Origin of the sequence: Marinicella litoralis (assembly GCF_002591915.1) — a bacterium.
In the GTDB taxonomy this organism is placed as follows: Bacteria; Pseudomonadota; Gammaproteobacteria; order Xanthomonadales; family Marinicellaceae; genus Marinicella; species Marinicella litoralis.
Genome location: NZ_NIHB01000002.1, coordinates 569,079 through 584,410, shown reverse-complemented (window position 1 = coordinate 584,410; position 15,332 = coordinate 569,079). Strand labels below are relative to the sequence as shown.

General features: G+C 43.0%; 13 protein-coding genes. 3 read left to right on the top strand and 10 right to left on the bottom strand.

Annotation, left to right across the window (positions count from 1 at the left end; translation table 11 throughout):
• Positions 1 to 28: 28 nt before the first annotated feature.
• Together CCS90_RS09025 and CCS90_RS09020 are read right to left on the bottom strand one after the other, a co-directional pair.
• The gene (locus CCS90_RS09025) at positions 29 to 1,912 is read right to left on the bottom strand and encodes a formylglycine-generating enzyme family protein (RefSeq protein ID WP_099019209.1); all 1,884 of its coding nucleotides are present in this window, start codon (positions 1,910 to 1,912) and stop codon (positions 29 to 31) included.
• Positions 1,903 to 3,516, bottom strand: coding sequence for a bifunctional metallophosphatase/5'-nucleotidase (locus CCS90_RS09020; RefSeq protein WP_099019208.1), 1,614 nt, complete (start codon positions 3,514 to 3,516; stop codon positions 1,903 to 1,905). The genes CCS90_RS09025 and CCS90_RS09020 overlap by 10 nt, the downstream gene beginning before the upstream one ends.
• Between CCS90_RS09020 and CCS90_RS09015 the strand changes: the two genes are divergently transcribed.
• Positions 3,479 to 4,570, top strand: coding sequence for a ribonuclease D (locus tag CCS90_RS09015; RefSeq protein ID WP_180236517.1), 1,092 nt, complete (start codon positions 3,479 to 3,481; stop codon positions 4,568 to 4,570). The two genes, CCS90_RS09020 and CCS90_RS09015, sit on opposite strands and share 38 nt — an antisense overlap.
• Here CCS90_RS09015 and CCS90_RS09010 read toward each other — a convergent pair.
• The 4 genes from CCS90_RS09010 to CCS90_RS08995 all read right to left on the bottom strand — a co-directional run bounded on the left by CCS90_RS09010 (position 4,562) and on the right by CCS90_RS08995 (position 7,636).
• On the bottom strand, positions 4,562 to 5,101 hold the full coding sequence (locus tag CCS90_RS09010; protein ID WP_099019206.1) for a hypothetical protein: 540 nt from the start codon (positions 5,099 to 5,101) through the stop codon (positions 4,562 to 4,564). The two genes, CCS90_RS09015 and CCS90_RS09010, sit on opposite strands and share 9 nt — an antisense overlap.
• The gene (locus CCS90_RS09005; protein WP_099019205.1) at positions 5,098 to 5,580 is read right to left on the bottom strand and encodes a GNAT family N-acetyltransferase; all 483 of its coding nucleotides are present in this window, start codon (positions 5,578 to 5,580) and stop codon (positions 5,098 to 5,100) included. Before CCS90_RS09005 ends, CCS90_RS09010 begins: the two co-directional genes overlap by 4 nt.
• A gap of 8 nt (positions 5,581 to 5,588) precedes the next feature.
• The gene (locus CCS90_RS09000) at positions 5,589 to 6,365 is read right to left on the bottom strand and encodes a Bax inhibitor-1/YccA family protein (RefSeq protein WP_211336996.1); all 777 of its coding nucleotides are present in this window, start codon (positions 6,363 to 6,365) and stop codon (positions 5,589 to 5,591) included.
• Between the two features lie 173 nt (positions 6,366 to 6,538).
• A complete protein-coding gene (locus CCS90_RS08995) occupies positions 6,539 to 7,636 on the bottom strand; it encodes a bifunctional chorismate mutase/prephenate dehydrogenase (protein WP_099019204.1) in 1,098 nt (365 codons plus the stop codon).
• An 80-nt stretch (positions 7,637 to 7,716) separates the two neighbouring features.
• Here CCS90_RS08995 and CCS90_RS08990 point away from each other — a divergent pair, with 80 nt between their 5' ends.
• A complete protein-coding gene (locus CCS90_RS08990) occupies positions 7,717 to 8,418 on the top strand; it encodes a CsgG/HfaB family protein (RefSeq protein WP_099019203.1) in 702 nt (233 codons plus the stop codon).
• A 68-nt stretch (positions 8,419 to 8,486) separates the two neighbouring features.
• Here the strand turns inward: CCS90_RS08990 and CCS90_RS08985 are convergent, their stop codons facing one another.
• Positions 8,487 to 8,993 (bottom strand): fasciclin domain-containing protein, encoded by a 507-nt coding sequence (locus CCS90_RS08985; protein ID WP_099019202.1) that lies wholly within the window; start codon positions 8,991 to 8,993, stop codon positions 8,487 to 8,489.
• A gap of 168 nt (positions 8,994 to 9,161) precedes the next feature.
• Here CCS90_RS08985 and CCS90_RS08980 point away from each other — a divergent pair, with 168 nt between their 5' ends.
• The gene (locus tag CCS90_RS08980) at positions 9,162 to 9,701 is read left to right on the top strand and encodes a CIA30 family protein (protein WP_099019201.1); all 540 of its coding nucleotides are present in this window, start codon (positions 9,162 to 9,164) and stop codon (positions 9,699 to 9,701) included.
• Between the two features lie 162 nt (positions 9,702 to 9,863).
• On the opposite strand, the gene lpdA is transcribed toward CCS90_RS08980, so the two are convergent.
• The 3 genes from lpdA to CCS90_RS08965 are packed head-to-tail and all read right to left on the bottom strand — an operon-like array spanning position 9,864 to position 15,331.
• A complete protein-coding gene (lpdA, locus tag CCS90_RS08975) occupies positions 9,864 to 11,285 on the bottom strand; it encodes a dihydrolipoyl dehydrogenase (RefSeq protein WP_099019200.1) in 1,422 nt (473 codons plus the stop codon).
• Between the two features lie 7 nt (positions 11,286 to 11,292).
• A complete protein-coding gene (gene sucB, locus CCS90_RS08970) occupies positions 11,293 to 12,495 on the bottom strand; it encodes a dihydrolipoyllysine-residue succinyltransferase (RefSeq protein WP_099019199.1) in 1,203 nt (400 codons plus the stop codon).
• Positions 12,496 to 12,502: 7 nt separating this feature from the next.
• Complete coding sequence (locus CCS90_RS08965; protein ID WP_246027002.1) at positions 12,503 to 15,331, bottom strand: 2-oxoglutarate dehydrogenase E1 component; 2,829 nt, start codon at positions 15,329 to 15,331, stop codon at positions 12,503 to 12,505.
• Position 15,332: the final 1 nt, after the last annotated feature.

Here is a 15,332-nt window from a genome sequence, read left to right as displayed (position 1 = left end):
GAATGATTGTGTTGTAATGATATATAAATCAGAATGCAAGCGTCTTGGCGACCCTAAAACCTAATCTGGGGTCAGTCAATGTTGAAGCGGCTTTGACTCGATGATGAATTTCATATTCATCAATGGCACTGGCCCAATTGCCTCCCCTGATAACGCGACTTTCACAGCCCCTGTTGACCCACTCGGATCCGTCATTGGGTGCTCGGGTGTATGAGTCATGCCAACAGTCTTCAACCCATTCCATGACATTTCCACTCAAATCATTTAACCCCAACAGGGATTGAATGAAAGAGCCGACAGGTGCAGGTCCCCAATACCCATCTTCATAATCAGCAAAGCCTTCGCGCCACCGGATGCGGCTTTTTTTGAATTTATCTTTTGCGCCGGAAAAGTTACCCCAGACTTGGGTCGGTTGTTCATTGCCCCAGGGGTAGGTGGTTTCACTGCTGGCGCCAAGGATGTATTCAAATTCACTTTCAGTCAGCAGGCGATACCCTTCTTTGCTGCTGGCATTTAGCCAAGCCGAATAAGCACGGGCGTCTTCCCACGAAACATGGATGACTGGTAAGTTTTTATCGGCATTTTTGCCTATATAATTGTGTCGCCAATTGATGTTGAACTTTTCTTTGAAGCGGCCTGTACGTTCATCATAAATTTTGGCTCTGTTGTTTTTTTCTGCGGTGGTTTGGTAACCAGTGTTTTCTATGAACTGTTTGAATTGACCCACTGTTATTTCTGTTTGACTGACAGCGAAACCATATTTGATATCAACCAAGTGACGAGGCCTTTGGTGCTTAGGGCCGGTTTGACTGCCCATATAAAAGTTTCCTAATGGTATAACCACCATGGTTGGACCATTGCTGCCATTCGATAACAAATCGTTGAATTTGCTGCCGACGTCATAAGGGCCATAGGTTTTGGTTTTGTTGTAAAGCGCTTGATAGCCGCTGATTTGACTGCTGGCAATTTCCAATTCGCTCAGTTCATCTATCATGTCTTGAGCACGTTTGAGATTGAGGTTGTTGATTGCTGTGTAAAATTGTTGATCCAAATAAGCAAAACGATTTTGTTTTTGGTTTTGAATGTTACTGATGGTTTCAATGGTGACTGTATCGGATGGGTCAATTTCATTCAAAATGTCGATGTATGTGTCTGCAATTGGAAAATCAAGTTCTTGTGCCGAGCGCAATGCCATTTGGCTGACTGTTTCAATCAGTGCTGTTTTTAATTCAATTAAGGGCTGGAATCCGGCATCGAGTTCTTGAGCCACCATCAGGGTATGGATGGCATCATTTTGATCATCTTCATACAAGCGGCCATCACGAATGTGCATTTCAATTTCATCACGCATCCGTTCTAAGGTATAAATCAAACTGATTTGGTCTGTATAAGGTTGAATCTTGGGGTCTTGTGAGTCAATAGATTTTAATCTTGCAGTCAATGCAGTGAGGGTTTTGGCGTCATAATTTCTGATGGCTTGTTCGGCTTGGTCATACAAAGATGCATGAATGGTGGTCAGTAATTCATCGATTTCAGCTGGATCTATACCCAGTTCCTTGGCTTTCAGTAAATAAACCAAAGTGTTTTGGTTTTCAGGGAAAAAATCATGGTCTTGTTCATGTGAAATTTTGGCCAACGCCAACAGATCATCTATGGTCAGGTTGCTTAAATCAAAATCACTTTTGTTGGACAACCAATCTGGAATTTGAACTTCTTCTCTGACGGCTTGAGGCAGCACCTTGGCTTCTGGTTGAATGGCAATCGCAGTATTGAGGTTTTCAGCAGCGTTGGAGCTTACCAGAGGTACCGGGGCTTCAAAAATGGCATCATGTGTCCGCAGGTAATACAAGCTGTATACCAGTCCAAAACCCAGAATCAGCATCGCAGTTTCTTTGATGGATATTACTGGCATGAATCCCTGACTGTATTACAAATTCTATAATCTCGATTTGCATTCAGTGCTTGTTGCTGAGATTTTAACAAATCACTGAACAAGGCTTTAACTTGGGCACCGTTGACTTCACAATCAACCAACATGGTTTCATTGAGCATGGTAAAGCCATCGTGGTCGGTGTCGTCAGAGATTAAATAATAGGGCACCACGGCGCGAATTTTTTGCTGTTCAGTAATCGGGTAATCTTTTTCGTTGTTGAGGTGTACATGTGAAACGGATTGTTCTTCTGGGTTATGGATAAAGACAAACCCAGCAATTTGTAACCAATGACCATTGGCCGTCCAACTTGATATGCTGTGATTTAAGACTGCTGCAAACGAACTCCGATCAAACTCAATCAAACGCAAATCACTTGGGTATGGGAACATTTCCTCTAAATGCTTAACCGTGATGGCAGCACCTGCAGGGATGTTTTGGTTTAACCTGATAGAACCTGAATTTAACAACACCACATCAGCTTCACAGGAAGCAAATTCTTGTAGCACCATGTCTGCCAAGGCGTTACCTAAGTTGGTTTCAAATCGTCGAATCTCAGTTTCTTCTGCCATCAATTTATTTTTAGTGGTACCTAATACCTGGGTCAAACAATCATCGTTCATTCCTTGCTTGGCACAATATTGTATGTCGTTGGCTTCACTCAGCTGTTGAGTCATAAGCAGGGTGGCAGGATCCGGTGCAAACGCAGCATCCAATTGAATGACTTGTGGCGAGACATGATGGCGGCCGTTTTCAAAGGTGATTTCAGCAACTATGGCCGAAGCGCCATCGGCATCGGCCTTAAGAACCCAACGATCATTCACTTGTGCCGTTTGAACATAATGTTCATGGCCGCCAAATATGATGTCTGGACGGATTGCTTCAGGTAATTCCATCATGGCCAAATCATCTTGTAACCATTGGTGGGTTAAACCAATCACCAAATCAACGCCTTGATCTCGCAGATAAGGAACATACTTTTCAGCTGTGGATTTATAGTCTTCAAAACTATCTATGTATTCTGGATGTGCCATGCCGGTGGTGAATGAAAAAACACCCACTTTGATGTCGCCCATGGTCATAATTTGATGGGTTTTCATTTTTTCAGATTGGATGCTGTTGGCTTGCCATTGTATGTTGCTACCGATCCAATTGAACTCTGATTGGGCCAATATTTGGTTCATCACTGACACATGTTTCATGCGGCCTTTATCAAATTCATGATTGCCCCATGTGACCAACATATTGTGGTCAAATTGACCCAGTTCGCCATCCATCATGTTCAAGGTTTGAATCATGGCGCTGCCATTGTCTTGTTTGCTGATAAAAGAAGGGTGCAGGAAGTCGCCTGCATGTAAAAACAGCACGTGTTCATATCGCGCTTCTAATTGTTTTCGCAGTGCTCTGACCCTGGCCAATCCGCCGGTTTCACCATTGTCAATGCCATTGATTCGATAGACGTCATTGATGGAAATGATGGCCAGTTGGCTTGATGTGGTTTTGGCTGTAGATGGATTTTTTGTTGCATGTTGGCAGGCAGAACATACAATGGCAAATATTAATAATGTGAATAAACGATTTTTCATGGACAAGATTTTATCAAATTTTATATGGGTTGATGACACTGATGCAGCATTTAATTTAGCCGCATTGATCGACCAAGGTGCCGATTATGCCATTGATACCGAGTTTGAACGCAGTCGGACATTCTATTTAAATCCAGCTTTGTTACAAATCAATTGTGATGGATTGGTTTATTTGGTTGATATTGCCATTCCAGACATTGCCAATATCGTAATGAAGCCCATTCAAGGTTTGGTTTTGCATTCGGGTTCGGAGGATTTGGAATTGTGGCATCAAGTCACTCAACAAAAACCGCAACGGGTCTTTGATACCCAAGTGGCTGCCGCTTTGTCAGGGTATTCATTGCACACATCCTATTTGAATTTGGTCAATGAGTTGATGGGTGTTGAGCTGGATAAAGCAATGAGCCGTTCAGATTGGTTGGCCAGGCCTTTGAGCGATGCACAATTACAGTATGCGGTTGAAGACATCATTTATTTGGATGAATTTAAAATGCAATTAACTGAAAAAATGAATCAACGTGGATTGAATGATTTATTTTCAGTATTGATGCAACAAATGATCGATAACATTGATCATGACATTCACAGCGAAAAATTGTTTCAGAAAATGGTTAAGTCAGAACGACTTAATCATGAGGAGTCAAAAAAATTATGGTTGATATTGAATTGGCGCGATCAATTGGCCAAATCGAGAAACAAACCGCGAAACTGGATTTTGAATCCGAAACAAATTGTTGAAGTCATTCGTAAGGTTAAAACATACAGTGATTTATTCCACTTAGGTTTACACCCAAATTTTGTTAAATTGAACGGGGAAAAGCTGATTCAAGTGATGTTCGATCAAGCGAATGGCGCATTGCAAAATTTACCGGCGAAAATCAAGCTGAGCAGTCAACAAGGGGCTCATTTGAGTGAAATGAAACTGCGCTTGTCAGAAGTTGCTGCAAGGTTTGATATAGAGCCATCGGTCATTATCAATGTTCAGGCATTGAAAAAACTGGCTTTTGAGGGTGGAGATTTGAATGACCTGCCAACGTGGCAAGCATTAATTTAAGTTGGATTCACCTTCGGGACATGGGCTGAAAGCACAATTGTTATAGGAATCTCTACCCACGTAGCTTCCATCAGCACACATTTTGACTTCTTGGGTACACATCATGGGCTCTTTCTTGGGTTGTCCGCAAGCAGGGAACTCACATTGATTATAAGGATCTCTTCCCACTGAGCGACCATTTTCACAAACTTTTAAATCCTTGGTGCAGGCCATTGGTTTTTTCGCAGCTTGGTTGTCAGCTTTGTCTTCTGGACAGGCTTTGAAGTGGCATTGTTGTTCTTGGTCACGGTAAACGAATGAGCCATCTGCACATTGTTTCATGTCTTCAGCACATCCATCCATTTTTATATCTGGACATTCAAAAAACGCACATTGATTGCTTGGATCACGGCCAACCGATTGTCCGTTTTCACATATTTTTAAATCTTTGGTACAGGCTTTGGTAGTATTTTGAGCAGACTTGCTCTCATTGTTTTGGTTTTGACAGGCCATGGTTAATAAGGCCATCAAACAAATCAAAGTGGTTTTCATAATTTTTTTTCCCAAAACATTGCAGCACCAATGCTGTCATCTAATTTATATTGGTTGAAGCCGTATTGTTCATAGGCTGATTGTGCAATTGAATTGCCTTCTAAAACTTCCAAAGTCAGTTTACAACAAGCTTTTCTTTTGGCAATTTGTTCAACCCGGTCAAACATCATTCGACTGATACCCAGACGCCTGTATTCACTAGCCACCACCACATCATGGATATTGATCAGTGGTTTGCAGGCAAAGGTAGAAAAACCTTCAAAACAATTGGTCAGTCCTGCGGGTTGACCATCAACATAAGCAATCAAGCTGAATGCGTCATTTCTTTTGGCCAACTCAGGAACCAAGTTTTGTGCGGTGTAATCACTCAAAGCCACTCCACCGCCCATGGGGTCAGTGGCGTAGCAGTCCAACAACTCAATCATGTGGTGTGCATGTTGTGGGTTGTTGTAATCAATTTGAATGATGTCTATTTTCATTGGGTGGCTTAATCGTCTTGGAATCTGGCCAATAAACGCAACAATTCAATATACAACCAAACCAGTGTCACCATCAGGCCAAAGGCACCATACCATTCCATGAATTTAGGTGTGTTTTGTTCCGAGGCTCGTTCAATGAAGTCAAAATCAAGAACCAAACTCAAGGCTGCAACGCCTACTATGACTAAATTCAAACCAATGTTGAACCAGCTGTTGTTGCCCATTTCAAAATAACTGGGGGCTGCGCCAAAAAAGCTCAAAATAAAACTGGCGACATAAAACAGCATGATGCCAGAAATAGCAAAAATCATCACTTTCTTGAATGTTTCAGTCACTCTGATTAACCCTGTGCGGTAAGCAAACAGCATGGAGAACATCACAGCCACAGTCAAGCCCAGGGCTTGAACCACTAAACCAGGATAGCGCATTTCAAAAATTGCAGAAATGGCACCCACAAATAAACCTTCAAGTGCTGCAACAATGGGCGCGCCAATCGGTGCTGTGTGTGGCTTAAATGAAACCACCAAGCTGGCAATTATGGCGCCAATCATGCCACCGATGGCTAAGCCATAACCCAGACTGGGATTAGACAACATGGTATTCCATGACCAGGCACTGACGGCCACGACAATCATTAACAGGATGCCTGTTTTGTTGATGGTGCCATTGACGGTCATGCGCTGCGAGTCATCAACAATCAATTCATCCACAGGACCTAAACTCATGGATTGTTGTTCGAATTTGCTCATGGCGGGGTTCGAAGATTTCATTCCTTTAAAATTCATATTTATTACCTCAGTACGTTTTTTCAATTCAATTATTATAGCAATTTTTAGTTGTTATACTCAACCTTTATATCGTGACGATGAAAGTGATTATCAATAACAATTTATAATTCTTTGGCTGTATTTGTAACTCTTTTCGATGCGCATCGTTGATAGGTTATAAGCTTTTGTTGTCAAGGTCTTTGGCTCATGTATTTTTTAGCTTGGGACATGATGTTAACAAAAGCGGCTTGGTTGTCTTGATGAACCATTTGGATGATTCTTTGTACGGCATCTGACAAGGCATTGAGTGTGGTGGGACTGTAATGATTGAGTTTTTGAATCTCGAAATACAGATTTGGGTTCTCATTGGATACGTTATTGGCGATACCCAATTGGGCATCAAAAGTGGTACTGGATAGCTTCGACAAAAGGTCGGCAGCTTCGCCAGACTCAGACAATACAGTCATGAAAGCAATGTTCACTACATGGGACAAACCAAGTACATAAGCAATGAGGCGGTCATGATCTTCAAACTTCATGTCAATCCGTTCTGCCATGGTCGGTTGAAACAATTGTTTGACCTGATTGACCGCTTCTTCATTGCCCATATCAATAAAGATCACATGTTTACCTGACATCAACTGAATGTCTGGGCCAAACATGGGGTGGATGGACACCACTTTACAGCCACTGTCTGCCAATTGGCGCAAAGGCAATCGCAATGGACTTTTGATGGAACTGATGTCCAGGACGATACCAGTGGGTTTTAATTCGCTTAGTTGCATCAATACCTCGGCACTTTTTTGAATTGGTGTTGCAACAATGATGTAATCATGATTAAGTTCAATGCGGCTGTAATCAGCAATGAAATTGTGTTGATCTTTGAGTGGTTCTAGGTCATTGATGTGTACATCAAAATTTTGTGAAGCCAAAAACTGGGCAAACCATTGGCCCATTTTACCGTTACCGCCGATGATCAAGGCTGATTTGTTTGAACCGTAGTTGGACTCTTTGACTTTCTGAATTTCTTGTTTGCTGAGTGAAGTTTCAATCACCAGTTCAAATATTTTTTGCGCTATCTCTGGATCTAAGCCTTTGATCAATGCATGGTTTTTGATTTTATCAATCACCTGTTTTTCGCGTTGATAATCCCTGGTCGGTGAATTTGTGCTCAACTTCACATTTCCGATTTGTTCCACATTAAACTGACGTTCAGCGATAAGCGTTATAATTTGTTCATCAATTTCGTCTAATTTTCTGCGTAATAGGTCAAGTTTTTTGGTATCCATTATTGATTGTCAGCAAAAATAGGAGTAGATTGTTACAGTATATGTATTATTAATCAATTATTTATTTGGGAGAAGAGAATATGAAAAAACTACTGATTTTAATGACGGCCATGATGGTATCGGGATCGGTTTTTGCGAAGAATCGGGCGGTTGTAGCGGTATTGGATTTCACCAACGAAACCAGAGCCCATTGGTGGCAAACTGATGTGGGCAGAGAGTTGGGTGGTATGTTGGCCAATGAACTGGTATCAACCGGCGCTTTTAAAGTGGTTGAAAGACAAAAGTTGGACAGTGTTTTGGGTGAGCAAGACTTAGGTGCCTCTGGACGTGTATCAAAATCCTCAGCAGCCAAAATGGGTAAAGTCACTGGCGCTCAATACCTGATTACTGGCAATGTGGCTGCTTATGACGAAAACACGTCAGGTGGCGGTGGCGGTATCAGCATTAAGGGCATTTCATTGGGTGGTAAAAAAAGCAAAGCTTATTTGGCCATTGATTTAAGGGTGGTTAATGCCACAACTGGTGAAGTTGAATTTGTCAGAACTGTAGAAGGTCATTCTAAAGGTGGTGGTATGAGTGTTGGTTTTTCACGCAATGGTTTCGGCGGTTCTTTGGGCGGGCACAAGAAAACCCCAGCGGGTAAAGCGATTCGTGCGGCTTTGATTGAAGCCACTGATTATTTGGCTTGTGTGATGTATGATCAAGACAGCTGTATGAAAGAATACCGCGACAAAGAAAGAGATCGTCGCAATAAATCTAAATCGGCATTGTCTTTAGACTGATTCAATCAAACACAAAAAAAAGACCGATTTAATCGGTCTTTTTTTTGGTCAAACTTTTGTTCTTGTGATTATGAAGCAGGTGGCAAAATGACGGTATCAATCACATGAATCACACCATTGCTGGTAGCAATGTCAGTGGTTACTACGTTGCTGTTGCCATTTAAAACCACAGCGCCATCTTTAACCATGATGGCCACATCACTACCTTGTACAGTAGTGGCTGATGTCAATTTAACCACGTCTTTGGCTTTGACTTTACCTGAAACCACGTGGTATGTCAGAATGGCTGCCAGTTGGTCTTTGTTCTCAGGTTTCAACAAATTTTCGATGGTGCCTGCTGGTAATTTTGCAAATGCGGCATCTGTCGGCGCAAATACCGTAAATGGGCCTTCACCTTTCAAAGTTTCTACCAAGCCGGCAGCTTTAACGGCAGCAACCAATGTGTTGAAAGAACCTGCAGCGACAGCCGTATCGACGATGTCTGCTTTTTTCTTGTAACTACCACCTGCATAAGCAGTTAGTGTCAATAAAACCATCATCAGGACAGCTGTTATTTTTGAAGTTAAGTTGTTCATGTTAATTCTCTATAAAATTGTGGATAAAAAGTCGTTAAGGTCGATGTGTTTCGATCTTGCTGCCATCTTAGGCCGAAGGTTGTGGATGCACTGTGACGAAATGCAATGATTGATTTCACAGTAAATTCACCGATCGGCCGTATATTGGTTTATTTTTAAATACAGCTTATGCTTTTATTATTTATGGTTACTCTGTCCAGCACACTCATCGAACAACCTGACCTTTATCGGTTCAATCAATTGCAAACCAATCAATTTATGATTGTTAATGATGGTGTCATGGGAGGGAAATCGAAAAGTGAGCTGATTATTAACAACACGTCAGCCACTTTCAGTGGTGTGGTTTCAACAGAGAACAACGGCGGTTTTGCTTCTGTGAGGATATTGTGGCCATTCAATGCTGAGGACAGTGAGGGCAAACAACTTTTGTCGATTAAAGTGAATGGTGATGGGCATCAATACCAATTAAGACTCAGAACCAACAACAGTTTTGATGGTGCTGCTTACAGACATACATTCGATACCCTTAAAGGTCAAGACACGGTGGTTACGGTACCACTTGAGGCGTTCAAAGCAACGTTCAGAGGACGAGAGCTATCAGATCAACCTGCATTAGAATTTGGAAATGTGAAACAAATGGGCATATTGATAGCTGAAAAGCAAACCGGCCCTTTCATCATCAAACTGAATGAATTGTCCTTACATTGAACAAAGACCCATTCATTTTTCGTATTGATATCAAGTCTGCTTAACAAATACTGTGGAGTCATCAGGTATGTTGCTTTTGACTTACCGAAAATTGTCGAATCAAAAAAGCCCATGAAGCGGACAGCACCATGGGCTTTGAAATAACAATTATATAAAAAAAGCTTAGTTGGCTTTGTGAATGGCTCGTTTATCGACATTCATGGCCGCTTCAAACACCGCTTCTGATAATGTTGGGTGTGCGTGAATGATGCGAGACAAATCTTCAGCACAGCCTTTGAATTCCATGGTCACTACACATTCAGAAAGTAAGTCGGCTGCATTGGCAGAAAATATATGTGCTCCCAACAATTCATCGGTTTCAGCATCTGCTAAAATTTTAACCATACCAGTGGGTTCATTCATCGCCAAGGCGCGGCCATTGGCGGCCATAGGGAATGAACCGACTTTATAATCGATGCCAGCTTCTTTCAATTGTTCTTCTGTTTTTCCAACCCAGGCCAGTTCAGGTTCGGTGTATATAACGAATGGTACTGTGTTGAAATCAACATGGCCATGTTGTCCTGCGATGCGTTCAGCCACAGCAGAACCTTCTTCAGAGCCTTTGTGGGCCAACATAGGACCACGTACGGCATCTCCAATGGCCCAAACATTGGGTACAGATGTTTGACAGTCGTCATTGACATCTATTTGCCCACGTTCCGTTAATTTAATGCCACAATCATCAGCGAGCAGGCCGTCTGTTTCGGCTTTGCGGCCTACAGCAACCAATAATTTATCAAAAATTTCTGTGGTTTTTTCACCATTGGTTTCAGAAACGACTTCAACTTTGCCGTCTTTGATGGTGGCGGATTTAACAAAGGTAGATAAATGAATATCAAGGCCTTGTTTCTTGAAAGTTCTGGCGGCCATTTTGGCAATGCCTTGATCACAAGCAGCTAAAAATGTATCCATGGCTTCAAAGACTTTGACTTTTGAGCCCAGTCGATTCCACACACTGCCCAATTCAAGCCCAATCACACCGCCACCAATCACACCGAGCTTTTCCGGTACGGCATTGATGTCTAGTGCGCCCGCATTGTCTAAAATGTATTCATTGTCAATTTCAACATTGGGAATAGAGATGGGAACAGAGCCACTGGCCAATATGATGTGTTCTCCTTGAACCACTTGGCTGCCTTCGTCATTGTTGATCTCAACTTGACGGTCTTTCAATAATTTACCTGAACCACCGATGTATTTGACTTTGTTGGCTTTGAATAATTGAGCAATTCCACCCGTCAATTGTTTGACGATTTTATCTTTGCGCGCAATCATGGTAGCCACGTCCATTTTAGGATTGTCAAAGCTGATGCCATGTACATCATAACTGTGGTTCATGTGATCAAAATGTTTTGATGAATCCAGCAATGCCTTGGAAGGGATACAACCCACATTCAAACAAGTTCCACCCAATGAGTATTTGCCGTCTTTGCCTTTGAAGCGATCTACACACAAAGTGTTAAAACCCATTTGTGCCGCACGAATGGCAGCTACATAGCCTGCCGGACCGCCACCAATTACTACCACGTCATATTTTTCCATCACAATCTCCTTATAGGTTCAGTAACATTCTGGCTGGGTCTTCAAGCATTTCCTTGATCGCCACCAAAAACAGCACGGCATCTTTGCCATCGATGATTCTGTGGTCATAAGTCAATGCCAAGTACATCATAGGTCGGACCACTATGTCACCATTGACCACCACAGGACGGTCTTTGATGGTGTGCATGCCTAAAATGGCACTTTGAGGCATATTCAAGATAGGGGTAGACATTAGGGATCCAAAAGATCCGCCATTGGTGATGGTAAAAGTACCACCAGTCATGTCATCCATGGTTAATTTGCCCGCATTACCTGCCACCGCGTAATCACGGATGCCGGCATCGATGTCAGCCAGGCCCATGGCATTGGTATTCTTCAATACTGGCACCACCAAACCACGTTCAGTGGCTACCGCAATACCGATGTTTTGTTGCTTGTGATAGACCACATCCGTGCCTTCAACTGAGGCGTTGATGACCGGGAATTGTTTCAAGGCTTCAGTGGCGGCCTTGACGAAGAAACTCATTAAGCCCAGTTTTATACCGTGTTTATTGATGAATTCTTCTTTGTATTTCTTGCGGATGTCCATCACAGCCTTTAAATCGACTTCATTGAAAGAAGTTAACATCGCAGCAGTCGATTGGGCTTCTACCATGCGATCAGCAATTTTTTGACGCAAACGGCTCATCGGAACCCGCTCTTCCATCGGTGTATTGGCCACCGCTTGCACATCGGGTTTAGTGATGCGTCCACCCCGGCCAGAGCCAGAAACTTGTGAAGCATCAATGTTACTCTCGTGCATCATTTTACGCGCTGCCGGTCCGGCATTGCCGGTGTCAACTTTTTGTGCAGGTGCATCTTTCAAGGTGTCCGTGTCAGACGACGTGCCCATATTGGCATTTTCCTTGGCTGCATCTTGACCTTTTGAACTGGCTTTGGGTGCCACAGATTCATCAGCCTTGTCAGCCGGAATTTCACCCTCTTTAACTACACCCAGGATTTGATTGGCTTCAACCAATTCACCAGATTCAACGGCAATCGACTCCAAAACACCGTCAGCCGGTGCGGGGACTTCTAAAACCACTTTGTCTGTTTCTAAATCAACCAAGTTTTCATCTCTTTTAACGAAATCGCCAGGTTTTTTATACCAAGTGGCAACCGTCGCATCAGTGACAGATTCTGGTAAAACGGGCACTTTTACATCAATGCTCATACTCTTATTACTCCGCGTCTATGGCCGATCCATGTTCGCCATGGATGGCATCTTTAACTAATTGTTGTTGTTCTTTAATGTGTACTTTCAATGCACCCACGGCCGGTGAAGGCGATGCTTTGCGGCCTGCAAAATACAGCGGAAAGCGATCATCGATACAATGTTGTAAATGGTGTCTGATTTGAAACCAGGCACCTTGATTAATCGGCTCTTCCTGACACCAAACCACTTCTTTGGCATTCGGATAAACATCGATTTGTTTGGTCAACTCAGTGCGAGGGAAGGGATACAGTTGTTCCACTCTGGCCAAAGCGACCGTTTTGTTTTTATCTTTGGTTAACTGTTCCAGTAAATCATAATATACCTTGCCAGAACAGAAAATAATGCGTTTGACTTCTTTGGCTTTGATTCGTCGATCAGGAATGACTGTTTGAAATTGTCCATCGGTCAACTGTTCTTTGGTTGATGTGGCTAATTTGTGGCGCAACAAACTCTTGGGTGTCATGACGATCAACGGTTTGCGGGCTTTGCGTAACATTTGACGGCGAATCATGTGGAATGTTTGCGCCGGTGTAGATGGCATACAAACCTGCATGTTGTTGACCGCACACAACTGTAAGAACCGTTCCAATCTGGCTGAAGAATGCTCAGGGCCTTGGCCTTCAAAACCATGTGGTAAAAACATCACCAAACCACTTAAACGCCCCCATTTGGCTTCACCTGATGAGATGAACTGGTCAATTACTACTTGTGCACCGTTAACGAAATCACCAAATTGAGCTTCCCAAATCACCAATGATCTGGGCTCTGTGGTGGCATAACCATATTCAAAACCAAGGACCGCTTCTTCTGACAAGACAGAGTTTATGATGTCTATTTTATTTTTATCGGTTTCCAATTGACTCAATGGGGTGTAATTTTCATTCATGTCCACATTGTGAATCACCGCATGGCGATGAAAGAAGGTACCCCTTTGCGAATCTTGGCCATCGATTCTGATCTGAAAACCTTCATCCAAAACGCTGGCGTATGCCATGGTCTCGGCGAATCCCCAGTCCATGGGCAAATCACCATTCATCATTTTGATGCGGTCTTGATTGATTTTGTTAACCCGTGGATGGGGTTTCAAATCCGCTGGCAATGTGGTTATGACTTCTCCATATCGCTTAAACCGTTCGGCAGTGATGGCGGTTTTTACAGGTTCTTTCAGGTCGCCGTTGATATAAGGTGTCCAATCGACGGCATATTTGTCGTTGTTATGGGTGGGGCCAAATTTTACAATGTCTTCTTTGTTGTCCAAGCGGTCACGGTATTGATCGACCAAAGATTTGGCATAAGCGGCATCTATCACGGATTCACTGATTAATTTATCAGCATAAATTTCACGTGGCGATTTATGCGCTTTAATCAGTTTATACATGTGTGGTTGAGTGGCTGAAGGTTCATCGGCTTCATTGTGGCCGTGCTTGCGATAACAAACCAGATCAATGACCACATCGACCCCAAATGCCAATCGATAATCAGCCGCTAAATTGGTAGCAAACACCACGGCTTCTGGATCATCACCATTGACATGGAAAATAGGTGCATGCACCATTTTTGCCAGCTCGGTACAATACAGTCCGGCTTTTTTATCCAAAGCATGGGTGGTGGTGAAGCCAATTTGGTTGTTGATAACCACATGGATGGTACCGCCCACATCATAGCCTTCTACCATCGACATGTTGAACAATTCCATGTTGACACCTTGGCCTTCAAAGGCGGCATCTCCATGAATCAACAAGGGTACCACGACGTTTTTCTCGCTGTCATTACGTCTGACTTGTCGGGCGCGTACTGAGCCCAAAACCACTGGATTGATGATTTCTAAATGGGATGGATTGAACGCCATCGCCAAATGGACATCACCACCTGAGGTGGGTACATCTGATGAATAGCCTTTGTGGTACTTCACATCACCAGAGTTGATGTTGTCTAATTCGTCGGCTTTTACCCCATCGAATTCATCGAACAATTCAGCTGGCGACTTGCCCAAGATATTGACCAACATGTTTAAACGACCACGGTGGGCCATACCGATAACCAGTTCCTTGGTTTTTTGGGCACCTAAATGCTCGATCAAAAAGGACATTTGTGGAATCAATGCATCGCCGCCTTCCAAGGAAAAACGTTTTTGTCCCACGTATTTGGTGTGTAAATAACGCTCCATGCCTTCTGCTTGAGTCAAGCAGTTAAGCATTTGCTTTTTATCCTCTGCATTGAATGGAAAAGCACCAGCAGGTTTTTCCAATCTTTGTTGTAACCATTGACGTTTTTTGATGTCGGTGATGTGCATGTACTCAGCACCGATGTGTTGGCAATAGATGTTTTCTAACAGGGTGATGATGTCTTTCAATGCCATCTGATCGGCTGCCACCAATGAACCGGTGTTGAAAACACTGTTCATATCGGCTTCATGCAAATCATGGAATGAGAGTTCTAAATCAGGTGTCTCAGGACGTTGGGAGTAATTGATTGGATCCAGTTTGGCTTTTTGATGTCCACGCAAGCGGTATGAGTTTATCAACCTCAAAACATCGGCTTGTTTTTGGGCATGAACCGCATCGCCTGAGTCATCTGAAGTTGCATGCAATCGACCGGCTTGTACAAATTTCTCAATGATGGGTAAATGGCGGACATCAGGCTCGCCGTGATCAAATTCTTTGAACAACGCTTGTAGCTCAGGTGTGACCGACTCTGGGTCCTCAAGATAGAGGTCGTAATTTTGTTCCAACCATGTAGAGTTGGCGCCGAAAAAAGCGGCTGACTGTTGTTTTTCTTTAATCCAGCTTCCCAAG

Excerpts from the sequence above, each read along its gene's own strand:
- CCS90_RS09025 (WP_099019209.1), bottom strand. The coding sequence starts at position 1,912 with ATGCCAGTAATATCCATCAAAGAAACTGCGATGCTGATTCTGGGTTTT.
- CCS90_RS09015 (WP_180236517.1), top strand. The coding sequence starts at position 3,479 with ATGGCAAATATTAATAATGTGAATAAACGATTTTTCATGGACAAGATT.
- CCS90_RS09020 (WP_099019208.1), bottom strand. The coding sequence starts at position 3,516 with ATGAAAAATCGTTTATTCACATTATTAATATTTGCCATTGTATGTTCT.
- CCS90_RS09010 (WP_099019206.1), bottom strand. The coding sequence starts at position 5,101 with ATGAAAACCACTTTGATTTGTTTGATGGCCTTATTAACCATGGCCTGT.
- CCS90_RS09005 (WP_099019205.1), bottom strand. The coding sequence starts at position 5,580 with ATGAAAATAGACATCATTCAAATTGATTACAACAACCCACAACATGCA.
- CCS90_RS09000 (WP_211336996.1), bottom strand. The coding sequence starts at position 6,365 with ATGAATTTTAAAGGAATGAAATCTTCGAACCCCGCCATGAGCAAATTC.
- CCS90_RS08995 (WP_099019204.1), bottom strand. The coding sequence starts at position 7,636 with ATGGATACCAAAAAACTTGACCTATTACGCAGAAAATTAGACGAAATT.
- CCS90_RS08990 (WP_099019203.1), top strand. The coding sequence starts at position 7,717 with ATGAAAAAACTACTGATTTTAATGACGGCCATGATGGTATCGGGATCG.
- CCS90_RS08985 (WP_099019202.1), bottom strand. The coding sequence starts at position 8,993 with ATGAACAACTTAACTTCAAAAATAACAGCTGTCCTGATGATGGTTTTA.
- CCS90_RS08980 (WP_099019201.1), top strand. The coding sequence starts at position 9,162 with ATGCTTTTATTATTTATGGTTACTCTGTCCAGCACACTCATCGAACAA.
- sucB (WP_099019199.1), bottom strand. The coding sequence starts at position 12,495 with ATGAGCATTGATGTAAAAGTGCCCGTTTTACCAGAATCTGTCACTGAT.